This is a genomic window from Arthrobacter sp., from assembly GCF_031988865.1.
Taxonomy (GTDB): domain Bacteria; phylum Actinomycetota; class Actinomycetes; order Actinomycetales; family Micrococcaceae; genus Arthrobacter_B.
In genome coordinates, this window is sequence record NZ_DALZXY010000040.1 from 22,275 (window position 1) to 28,860 (window position 6,586).

A 6,586-nucleotide genomic window follows, 5' to 3' on the forward strand; every position below is an offset into this window, starting at 1 on the left:
GCTTGGTTGATGGACGGGACAAGGAAAAACATGACAGAAGTCGACGGGCTGCAGCCCATCAAACCTGCCGAGTCAGAATTGCTGGTCGTCACCGGCATGTCCGGTGCCGGACGAACCACCGCAGCCAACGCCCTCGAAGACCACGGCTGGTACGTCGTGGAAAACCTGCCTCCGCTGATGCTCGGCACACTCACCGAGCTCGTGTCCCGGATGCCGCACTCGATTCCCCGGCTCGCCGTCGTGATCGATGTCCGCAGCAAGGAACTCTTCCAGGACATCCGCGAGGCCCTGGGCAACCTCCGTGCAGCCGGCGTCACCTACCGGGTGCTGTTCCTTGAAGCCTCCGACCAGGCCCTCGTCCAGCGGTTCGAAAGCGGACGACGCCCGCATCCGCTGCAGGAGAACGGACGGATCCTGGAGGGAATTGCCGCGGAACGGGACGTCCTGCGGGAACTCCGCGACGCCTCCGACGTCATCGTGGACACCTCCAAGCTCAACGTCCATGCACTGGCTACCACCATCACCGAGCTGTTCACCGAACACGGCCCGATTGTGCTGCGCCTGAACGTCATGAGCTTCGGGTTCAAGTACGGCCTTCCCGTTGACGCGAACTTCGTGGCAGATGTCCGGTTCATCCCCAACCCGCACTGGGTGCCGCAGCTGCGGCCGCATACCGGCCAGGACGCCGAGGTGCGCGACTACGTCCTGGGTGCCCAGGGCACCGCGGACTTCCTGGACCGCTACGTAGACGCGCTGATACCCGTCATTGACGGATACCGGCGTGAAAACAAGCACTACGCCACCATCGCCGTCGGATGCACCGGGGGGAAGCACCGCTCCGTTGCCGTCACCGAAGAACTGGCAAAACGGCTGGCAAAACTGCCCCATGTGACGGTCAGCTCCCACCACCGCGATCTCGGGCGGGAATAGATGGGGTTCCTCACCGGACCGATTCCGATCCTCCCCGAAGGAGCGTCGCTCCGGCCCCCCGGGGGAGGCCAGTCCCCGGCCGTCGTCGCACTGGGCGGTGGCCATGGACTGTCCGCGTCCCTATCCGCCCTGCGCCTGCTCACCACCGACCTGACCGCCGTCGTCACGGTGGCAGATAACGGAGGCTCCTCCGGCCGGCTGCGGGAGGAACTCGATGTGCTGCCGCCCGGGGACCTCCGCATGGCGCTCTCCGCCCTCTGCGACGACACGGACTGGGGACGCACCTGGCGCGACGTTATGCAGCATCGGTTCCGCTCACGCCCCGGCGTGGACGGCTCGCTGGACAACCACGCGCTGGGAAACCTGCTGATCGTCACGCTATGGGAACTGCTCGGCGATCCCGTCGCGGGGCTCCAATGGGCCGGTGCCCTGCTCGGCGCACGCGGTCAGGTCCTGCCCATGTCCACGGTCCCGCTGACCATCGAGGGTGACGTCCTGCGCATGGCCGACTCCGGCCTCCGCCACGAAACCGTGACCGGGCAGGCCGAACTGGCCGTAGCGGGAACCCGATCCAACGTCCTTAACGTCCGTCTGCTGCCCCCTGATGCCCCCGCCTGCGCGGAGGCCGTCTCCGCCATCGGACGTGCGGACTGGGTGATCCTCGGACCTGGCTCCTGGTACACCTCCGTCCTGCCGCACCTGCTGCTCCCGGAAATGCGCGAGGCCCTGTGCGCATCCAAGGCCCGGCGGTGCCTGACCATGAACCTCAGCAACGAGACCAAGGAAACCGCGGGGATGACCGCCGTCGACCATCTTCAGGTCATCCGGCGGTATGCACCCGGTTTCAAGGTGGACGTTATTCTGGCCGACCCGGCCGTGGTGGAAGACCGGGACGCGTTCGCCGCAGCCGCAGCCGAAATGGGTGCGCGTCCGGTCTTCGGTAAGGTAGGGGCAGCGGCCGGGCGGCCGATCCATGATCCGCTGCGCCTGGCATCCGCCTATCACGATATTTTCGGGGAAAGCTAGGAGTGTATTTGTGGCGCTGACTGCTGCAGTTAAAGAGGAACTCTCACGACTGACCGTGAAAAAGTCCTCGGTTCGAAAAGCCGAAGTTTCGGCAATGCTGCGCTTTGCAGGAGGCCTGCACATCATCTCGGGTCGCATCGTCATCGAGGCTGAAGTAGACCTCGCTTCGACGGCCCGGCGGCTGCGTGCGGCCATTGCGGAGGTCTACGGGCACGCAAGCGACATCGTTGTGGTCTCCGGATCGGGCCTGCGCCGAGGCAACCGCTATGTGGTGCGGGTGGTGAAGGACGGCGAGTCGCTGGCCCGCCAGACGGGACTCCTGGACGCGCGGGGACGGCCAGTCCGCGGCCTGCCCTCCGTGGTGGTTAACGGTTCCGCGGCCGACGCCGAGGCAGTCTGGCGCGGGGCTTTCCTGGCCCACGGCTCCCTCACCGAACCCGGACGCTCCTCGTCACTGGAGGTCACCTGCCCCGGTCCCGAAGCTGCCCTCGCCCTGGTAGGCGCGGCCCGGCGGATCGGCATCGCGGCCAAGGCCCGCGAGGTCCGCGGCGTCGACCGCGTTGTTATCCGCGACGGGGACACGATCGCTGCCCTGCTGACCCGGATGGGTGCGCACGACGCACTTATGGTCTGGGAGGAGCGGCGGATGCGCAAGGAAGTCCGCGCCACTGCCAACCGGCTTGCCAACTTCGATGACGCGAACCTGCGCCGCTCGGCACAGGCTGCCGTCGCCGCCGGCGCCCGCGTGGAGCGCGCACTGGAGATCCTCGGTGAGGATGTGCCCGAACACCTGCGCTATGCCGGCGAACTGCGCGTGGGGCACAAACAGGCCAGCCTGGACGAGCTTGGACGCCTCGCCGAGCCGCCCATGACGAAGGACGCCATTGCCGGCCGGATCCGACGGCTCCTGGCCATGGCGGACAAACGGGCAGGTGAACTCGGAATTCCGGGCACCGAAGCGAATGTGACCCCCGAAATGCTTGACCAGTAGCCACCGGCATAGGATGGACTAAGGGTGCTGACCTGTTCAGCCCAATGAACTTCCGGGCGGACAAGCCGCCCGGGATAAATGGATCCGACAAATCAACGGAGGATTTTCGTGAACGAATACACACTGCCCGAACTGCCGTACGACTACGCAGCGCTGGAACCGCACATCTCGGCGCGCATCATGGAGCTGCACCACAGCAAGCACCATGCCACCTACGTTGCCGGCGCCAACACCGCGCTCAAGCAGATGGCAGAAGCCCGTGAAAAGGGCGACTTCGGGACCATCCCGAAGCTCTCCAAGGACCTCGCGTTCCACCTCGGTGGCCACACGAACCACTCCATCTTCTGGAACAACCTGTCCCCTGAGGGCGGCGACAAGCCCGTCGGCGAGCTTGCGGCTGCCATTGAGGACTTCTTCGGTTCCTTCGATGCGTTCCGCGGCCAGTTCACCGCTGCTGCCAACTCGCTGCAGGGCTCCGGCTGGGCACTCCTGGCCTACGAACCCCTCGGCGGGAACCTCGTCATCGAGCAGCTCTACGATCAGCAGGGCAACGTCCCCGTTGGCACCATTCCGCTGCTGATGCTGGATATGTGGGAGCACGCCTTCTACCTCGACTACGTCAACGTGAAGGCTGACTACGTCAAGGCATTCTGGAACATCGTCAACTGGGCCGACGTCGCAGCGCGCTTCGACGCCGCCCGCGCCGGCGCTTCCAAGCTGGTCCTGCCCGCCTAATCGCGTACAGTTCCGCCAAATTGGGTGCCGCCGGTCACATACCGGCGGCCCCAACGCGTAAGATGAAACAACGGCTCATGCAGTGCCTGACCGGCAGTCCGTGCGCTGACGCAGGTCCGGCCCCCTCCGCTCCTGCGAAGTCAACTGAAGTGGCCTTTTCCCACTGAGGTCACTGATTCTCGATCGACCCGCTATCAAGGAGAGAAGAAAAGTGACTATTCGTGTTGGAATCAACGGATTCGGACGTATCGGCCGCAACTACTTCCGGGCAGCGCTGGAACGGAATGCCGACCTTGATATCGTCGCGGTTAATGACCTGACGAGTCCTGAAACCCTGGCCCACCTGCTCAAATACGATTCCGTGACCGGCCGGATCGGCACCAGCGTGGAGGTTAAGGACGGCAACCTGGTGGTGGGCGGAAAGACCATCAAGGTCCTCGCGGAACGAGATCCCGCAAACCTCCCCTGGAAGGATCTGGGCGTGGACATCGTCATCGAGTCCACCGGGTTCTTCACCAAGGCCGACGACGCCCGGGCCCATCTTGAAGCCGGCGCCAAAAAGGTCCTCATCTCCGCACCAGGCAAGGGCGCGGACCGCACGATCGTGATGGGCGTGAACGACAGTGAATACAACCCCGCCACTGACACCATCATCTCCAATGCCTCCTGCACCACCAACTGCCTGGCACCGCTGGCGAAGGTCCTCAACGACGCCTTCGGCATTGAACACGGGCTCATGACCACGGTTCACGCCTACACCGCAGACCAGAACCTGCAGGACGGGCCGCACCGGGACCTGCGCCGGGCCCGCGCCGCAGCGCTCAATATCGTACCGACCAGCACCGGTGCCGCTAAGGCGATCGGACTCGTGATCCCCGAACTCGACGGCAAGCTGGACGGCTTCGCGCTCCGTGTCCCCGTGCCCACCGGATCGGTAACCGATCTGACGGTCACCCTGGGCACCGAAGCCAGCGTGGAGCAGATCAATGCCGCATACCGGGCTGCCAGTGACGGACCGTTGAACGGGTACCTCCGGTACACCGACGAGCCGCTGGTTTCCTCCGATATCGTCACCGACCCGGCGTCGTGCATTTACGACTCGGGGCTTACCCGTGTCATGGGCAGCGAAGTCAAGGTGGTCGGCTGGTACGACAACGAGTGGGCGTACTCCTGCCGCCTGGTGGACCTCACCTCCCTCGTAGCAGCCAAACTCTAGCCCCACCGCCCGCACGGCAAAGAAGCAAAGGTAGACATGACAATCAAGACACTTGACGAACTGATCAGCGACGGCGTTGACAACCGGTACGTCCTTGTCCGCTCGGACCTGAACGTACCGTTGGAGAACGGGCGGGTGACCGACGACGGCCGGATCCGCGCCTCGATTCCTACGCTGGCGCTGCTGGTGGAACGGGGCGCCAAGGTCATCGTGATGGCCCACCTCGGACGGCCGAAGGGTCAGCCGGACGAAAAGTACAGCCTGCGGCCGGCTGTGGACCGGCTCGACGAACTGGCACCCTTCGCCGTTGAGTTCGCTGATGATGTGACCGGCCCCAGCGCCAAGGAACGCGCCGCCAGCCTGGCCGCGGGTAGCGTCCTGGTCCTCCAGAACATCCGCTTCGATGCCCGGGAGACCTCCAAGGACGATGCCCAGCGCCAGGCATTAGCCCGGGAACTGGCCGCGCTGACCGGGGGGAACGGCGCCTATGTGGATGATGCCTTCGGTGCTGTGCACCGCAGGCATGCCAGCGTCTACGACATCGCCGAAGTCCTTCCCGCCTACGAGGGCAACCTGGTCCGCTCCGAGCTGGAGGTACTCTCCCGGCTGACGACGGATCCGGCCAAGCCCTACGTAGTGGTGCTGGGCGGTTCGAAGGTCTCCGACAAACTTGCGGTGATCGAGAACCTGATGACCCGCGCGGATTACCTGCTCATCGGCGGCGGGATGGTCTACACCTTCCTGGCAGCACAGGGCTACAAGGTGGGAGCCTCCCTGCTCGAAGAGGACCAGATCGAGACCGTTAAGGACTACCTCTCCCGTGCGGCAGCGTCCGGCTGCGAGTTCGTGCTGCCCACCGACATTGTGGTGGCCGACAAGTTCGCCGCCGACGCCAAGCATGAGGTTGTCCGGGCTGATGCCATGGAGGACAGCAACTTTGGCGCCTCCGGGATCGGGCTGGACATCGGTCCCGACTCTGCGCGGGCCTTCAGCGACCGGATCCGTGCCGGCTCCACCGTGTTCTGGAACGGTCCCATGGGCGTCTTCGAATTCGATGCGTTCGCCGGCGGCACCAAGGCCGTGGCGGAAGGATTGAAGGGGTGCTCCGGCCTGACCGTGGTCGGCGGCGGCGATTCGGCAGCCGCAGTGCGCAAGCTGGGCTTCTCCGACAGCGACTTCGGCCATATCTCCACCGGCGGCGGAGCCAGCCTCGAGTACCTCGAGGGCAAGGAACTCCCCGGCATCGCCGTCCTCGACAAGTAAGCGGCCGCGGGCCCGTCGGTGTTTCTCCGGCGGACCCGTTTGGCGTGTCCGCGACCATAAACCTCTACCTAAAATGAACCGGAGCAGAGATGACTACCTCGACCAACGGCAAGTATGACCGGACACCGCTGATCGCGGGCAACTGGAAAATGAACATGGACCACGTGCAGGGCATCACCCTGCTGCAGAAGCTTGCCTGGACGCTCAGCGATGCGAAGCACGACTTCAGCCGGGTCGAGGTTGTGGTCTTCCCGCCCTTCACCGATCTGCGCAGCACCCAGACCCTGGTCCAGGGCGACAAGCTCAAGGTGGCCTACGGTGCCCAGGACCTCTCGCCCGAAGACTCCGGCGCGTACACCGGTGATATCTCGGGGCAGTTCCTCTCCCGGCTCGGCTGCAGCTACGTCCTGGTCGGACACAGCGAA

General features: G+C 64.9%; 7 protein-coding genes. All 7 read left to right on the forward strand.

The genetic code is table 11. From position 1 onward, the window contains the following. Positions 1-30 precede the first annotated feature (30 nt). Positions 31-930, forward strand: a complete 900-nt coding sequence (gene rapZ / locus RTN46_RS09120) for an RNase adapter RapZ (RefSeq protein ID WP_312180733.1) — start codon at positions 31-33, stop codon at positions 928-930. Then, positions 931-1,956 carry a uridine diphosphate-N-acetylglucosamine-binding protein YvcK gene (yvcK, locus tag RTN46_RS09125; RefSeq protein WP_312180735.1) on the forward strand — a complete coding sequence of 342 codons (1,026 nt, stop codon included), beginning with the start codon at positions 931-933 and terminating at the stop codon, positions 1,954-1,956. 10 nt (positions 1,957-1,966) lie between these two features. Beyond that, on the forward strand, positions 1,967-2,947 hold the full coding sequence (whiA, locus tag RTN46_RS09130; RefSeq protein WP_312180736.1) for a DNA-binding protein WhiA: 981 nt from the start codon (positions 1,967-1,969) through the stop codon (positions 2,945-2,947). Between the two features lie 108 nt (positions 2,948-3,055). Beyond that, positions 3,056-3,682: a superoxide dismutase gene (locus tag RTN46_RS09135; protein ID WP_312180737.1), complete on the forward strand. Its 627-nt coding sequence runs from the start codon at positions 3,056-3,058 to the stop codon at positions 3,680-3,682. Positions 3,683-3,893: 211 nt separating this feature from the next. Beyond that, positions 3,894-4,898 (forward strand): type I glyceraldehyde-3-phosphate dehydrogenase, encoded by a 1,005-nt coding sequence (gap, locus tag RTN46_RS09140; protein ID WP_312180738.1) that lies wholly within the window; start codon positions 3,894-3,896, stop codon positions 4,896-4,898. Between the two features lie 36 nt (positions 4,899-4,934). Beyond that, positions 4,935-6,161: a phosphoglycerate kinase gene (locus tag RTN46_RS09145; RefSeq protein WP_312180740.1), complete on the forward strand. Its 1,227-nt coding sequence runs from the start codon at positions 4,935-4,937 to the stop codon at positions 6,159-6,161. An 89-nt stretch (positions 6,162-6,250) separates the two neighbouring features. Then, positions 6,251-6,586, forward strand: a 336-nt coding sequence (locus tag RTN46_RS09150; protein ID WP_312180742.1) for a triose-phosphate isomerase, incomplete at its 3' end; no start/stop codon positions are given.